The following is a 1,076-nucleotide window of genomic DNA, read 5'->3' on the forward strand; positions in this document are numbered from 1 at the left end:
CGTCGCGGCCGCGGAGCCGGACCTCGACGACGTGGTCCTCCTGGGCGGCGGTGACCTGGGCGGCGAGGTCGGACAGCGCGTTCATGATCGCCAGGCGGGCGGCGGGCTCCAGTGCCGCCGCCAGCACCGCGGCGGTCCGCTGGGTCTGCTCGTCCCCGGCCGACGCCGCGGTGGCGAGGTCCTCGCGGAGCGCGGCGATGTAGGGCGTGAGGTCCATGACGTCACTATGGCGTCACTCGTGATGTCAGTCAACCGAGCGTGACGTCACGAAGTCTTATACCCGCAGGCGAACGCCGATCTTGAGCCCTCTACTGTGGCTCGCGGAGTGCGTCCGAACCCGGCGGGCGNNCGCCCGCCGAGGTGCCCTGGACCACCGACGCGGACGGCGGTCAGGCACTGGCGGAGTTCGCCGGGCGCGCGTGCTACCAGTCCTGGCGCAAGCCCAACCCGAAGACCGCGACCAACGCCGGGTACCTGCGGCACATCCTGGAGGTGGGCCACCTCTCCGTGCTGGAGCACGGGTCGGTGAGCTTCTACCTGACCGGCATGTCCCGCTCGCTCACCCACGAGCTGATCCGGCACCGCCACTTCTCCTACTCGCAGCTCTCGCAGCGCTACGTCCCCGAGTCCGACGCCGCGATGGTCGAGCCGGACGTGATCGCCAACGACCCCGAGCTGCACGAGATGTTCGCCAAGGCCGCCGAGGCCAGCGTGGCGGCGTACAACGAGCTGCTCGCCGGGCTGGAGAAGAAGTTCGCCGACGTCACCAACGCGACGCTGCGCCGCAAGCAGGCTCGCCAGGCCGCCCGCGCGATCCTGCCGAACGCCACCGAGACCCGCATCGTGGTGACCGGCAACTACCGGGCGTGGCGCCACTTCATCGCGATGCGCGCCACCGAGCACGCTGACGTCGAGATCCGCGCGCTGGCCATCGAGTGCCTGCGGCACCTCCAGAAGGCGGCGGAGAACGTGTTCAGCGACTTCGAGATCTCCTCGCTGCCGGACGGCACGGAGGTCGCCTCCAGCCCGCTGGTCGCCGAGGGCTGAGCTGAGCGGAGGGGGCGGGCGTGAGCACG

1 protein-coding gene and 1 pseudogene are annotated in these 1,076 nt (G+C 70.9%); one reads left to right on the forward strand and one right to left on the reverse strand.

What is annotated here, in order from left to right; translation table 11 throughout:
- Nucleotides 1–217: pseudogene (locus tag CCN37_RS41780) on the reverse strand (toxin-antitoxin system HicB family antitoxin); the annotation flags it as partial.
- A 143-nt stretch (nucleotides 218–360) separates the two neighbouring features.
- Here CCN37_RS41780 and thyX point away from each other — a divergent pair.
- The gene (gene thyX, locus CCN37_RS35075) at nucleotides 361–1,047 is read left to right on the forward strand and encodes an FAD-dependent thymidylate synthase (RefSeq protein ID WP_086829341.1); all 687 of its coding nucleotides are present in this window, start codon (nucleotides 361–363) and stop codon (nucleotides 1,045–1,047) included.
- Nucleotides 1,048–1,076: the final 29 nt, after the last annotated feature.

The organism is Allokutzneria sp. NRRL B-24872, assembly GCF_002155965.1.
Classification (GTDB): Bacteria; Actinomycetota; Actinomycetes; order Mycobacteriales; family Pseudonocardiaceae; genus Allokutzneria.